Here is a 2,833-nt window from a genome sequence, read left to right on the forward strand (position 1 = left end):
GCCCACCGTGGCCAGCATCAGGGGGATGAAGAAGCTCGGCCGGAAGAGGAGGTTGAAGTAGCCCGGACGCTCACGGCCGCGCATCGTCAGCAACACCACCGCCAGCAGGGCTAGGGCCCACCACATCGACGGCCAGCGCGAGGAGCCACCGCCGAGTGCCGCGAGCGAGGCCTTGGCGTCCAGCAGCCCGTGCCCGTACTCCTCGGTCCAGGCCTGACCGCCCACCCGCTTCGCGCCCGCGAAGAGGGCCTTCTCCACCTCGTCCGGCCCGCTGGCGCCCTCGGCGTACAGCAGTGCCGCCACCGCCGCCACATGCGGGGTGGCCATGCTCGTGCCCTGGTAGGCGGCGTAGACGGAGCGCGCGGGGTCGCGCGGATCAATGGTGTTCTGGAGGATGCCGCCCACGTCGCCCTGGCGCTTGTCGCCACCCGGGGCCGCGATGTCCAGCTCCTTGCCATAGGACGAGTACGGAGCGCGCGTGCCGCCCGGACCCACCGCCGCCACCGCCACCGCGCCCGGGTAGGCCGCGGGGAACTCCACCCGCGCACGCCCGGCGTTGCCCGCCGCCGCCACCACGGTGACGCCCTTGTTGCGCGCGTACTCCACGGCGTCCGCCATCACCTTCGAGTGGCCCCCGCCACCCAGGGACATGTTGATGACCTTGGCGCCGTTGTCCGCCGCGAAGCGGATGGCGTCGGCGATGTCCGCCGACGTGCCCGAGCCGAAGTGGTTGAGCACCTTCACCGGCATCAGCGTCGCCTCGAAGGCCACGCCCGCCACGCCCTGGCCGTTGTTGGTCGCCTGCGCGATGGTGCCCGCCACGTGCGTGCCGTGCCCGTGGTCGTCATTGGCGTGCACGTCGTCGTTGACGAAGTCGTAGCCCTTCTTGAACTTCGCGCCCTTGAGGTCCGGCACCTGCTTGAAGTCGTCGTGGTCCTCGTAGGCGATGCCCGTGTCCAGCACCGCCACCACCACGCCCTTGCCATGGGTCTCCTGCCAGGCGCTCGGCATGTTGATCATCCGGAGGTTCCACTGCTTGGGGTAGTCCGGGTCGTTCGGCGTGTAGCCGTCCTTGTTGACCTCATCGAGCGGAGCCCCCAGCCCGAACACGGCCTCCTCGCCGGGCGGCACCGAGTACACCATCAGGGGCTCGGCGGACTCGACGGCCGGGTTCTGGCGGATGCGCTCGAGCGCCGCGGACACATCCCCCACGCCCTGGGCGATCGTCACGCCCGAGCGCTCACCCTCCACGGAGTTGAACTCGAGGTTCACCCCCCAATCGGACTCCCAGGCATCGAACTCGGCCTTGGAGGTGCCGTCCTTGAAGTCCACGACGATGCCGCCGGCTTCCGCCACCGACGCCTGTTGTTCGGACGAATCCGAGCGAGACGCACAGGCCACCGCCGTCACGGCCAGGGCCAGCACCGCCAGAGCCAGGGTTGATCGCTTCATGGGCATGGGTGCTCCTTATGACGACCCATACGAACGAACGGCGGAACGATTGGGTCTGATTCGAGTCTGCTCGACACCCCTGCTGGGGAGCAAGTTCCCCCAGGGATGAAGAACCTTTGTCAATTCAACGGGTTACACGGCATCGATCATTTGCCCGACAGCAGCTTGAGCCACGCGCGAACGGCTTTTCCCACCAGGGGGAGCGCGTGGTGGAAATTGGCCCCGGCCCCCTCCACCACCTCCAGGGTGCCGCCCGCCTCGCCCACCGCCTCGGCCAGCTCGGCCCGGGACAGGGTGGAGTCCAGCTCGCCCACCACCACCAGCAGCGCCCGCCCGAGCCCGGCCAGCTCCTGGGCCGTCACCGCCCGGGGGCTCACCAGACACACGGCGGCCACCTCGGGGTGGCGCGCCCGGAGCTCCAGGGCGACCCGGGCACTGCCGTGGAGCGAGGCCACCGCCGCCGCCGGGGCATGGGCATTCTCCAGCACCACGCCGAGGGCGGCCTCGGCCTCCTGGACCAGCGCCTCGCCCGAGCCCCGCTCGCCCTGGCTTCCCCCCACGCCCCGGTAGTTGAAGCGCAGCGTGGGATGGCCCGCGGACGCGGCGGCGAAGGCCAGCTCGGCGCCGATGACGTGGTCCATGCCCCCGCCATCCTCGGGCCGGGGCGGGAGGACGAGCAGCGGGGGACGCTCGTCGCCCCGGTGAGCCACGCCCTCCATGACATCCGGGCCCACGGGAATGAGCGTGGGGCGCTCGAGGAACTGACCCTTGAGAACCATAGAGGCTGGCACCTTAACGCGGAGCGTGTCCGCGCGCTTCACTCCTGGAGAACTTCCTCCCGGGCAGTGAACGACAGCCGGGCGTCGCAGCCCAGGGCGCTGCCCCCCGCGCACGAGGCACAGCGCGACGCGAGCTCCACCAGTCCCTTGGAGATGGTGCCCCGCTCCTCGAAGACGACGCGCAGCGCCGTGGACTCCAGCACCTGGCCGTCGGTCGCCACCACCACCCGCTCGGCCGAGAAGGACTCCCCATCGCCGACGATGGCCCCCGAGAGCATCACGGGCGGGGCATGGCCGAGCCGCCAGCCCCCCTCGGGCGCGTCCAGCTCCAGGAAGGCGCGATCGCCACGGCCGGCCTCCCAGACGGTCCACTCGAAGTCCCGGAAGAGGTTGCGCTCCTCCACGCGCTCGGACGGGGGCGTGCCACCGCGGTAGCAGGAGTTGGCGAGCGCCGACAGGGGCGCGGGGTCCATGACCACGTGGTAACGACGGATCTCCTCGCCGCCACAGCCGACGAGCACGGTGAGCACCGCGATGATTCCCAGGTATCTCATGTCAGGTCACTCCAGCCCTTTCCGCCGCGTGCTCCTCGCGGACCCAGG

3 protein-coding genes are annotated in these 2,833 nt (G+C 70.7%); all 3 read right to left on the reverse strand.

Annotated features, from left to right (window positions below; all coding sequences use genetic code 11):
- The coding region (locus VF794_RS12900; protein ID WP_331110170.1) for a S8 family peptidase at window positions 1-1,458 on the reverse strand (1,458 nt) is incomplete at its 3' end.
- A gap of 140 nt (window positions 1,459-1,598) precedes the next feature.
- Entirely contained in the window at window positions 1,599-2,231 is a 633-nt protein-coding gene (locus VF794_RS12905) for an alpha/beta hydrolase (protein WP_331110172.1), read from the reverse strand.
- Window positions 2,232-2,269: 38 nt separating this feature from the next.
- A complete protein-coding gene (locus VF794_RS12910; RefSeq protein ID WP_331110174.1) occupies window positions 2,270-2,785 on the reverse strand; it encodes a hypothetical protein in 516 nt (171 codons plus the stop codon).
- Window positions 2,786-2,833: the final 48 nt, after the last annotated feature.

The organism is Archangium sp., assembly GCF_036389735.1.
In the GTDB taxonomy this organism is placed as follows: domain Bacteria; phylum Myxococcota; class Myxococcia; order Myxococcales; family Myxococcaceae; genus Archangium.

What these genes read in the sequence shown, in the direction of transcription:
- VF794_RS12910 (WP_331110174.1), bottom strand. Translation starts at nt 2,785, where the DNA reads ATGAGATACCTGGGAATCATCGCGGTGCTCACCGTGCTCGTCGGCTGT.
- VF794_RS12905 (WP_331110172.1), bottom strand. Translation starts at nt 2,231, where the DNA reads ATGGTTCTCAAGGGTCAGTTCCTCGAGCGCCCCACGCTCATTCCCGTG.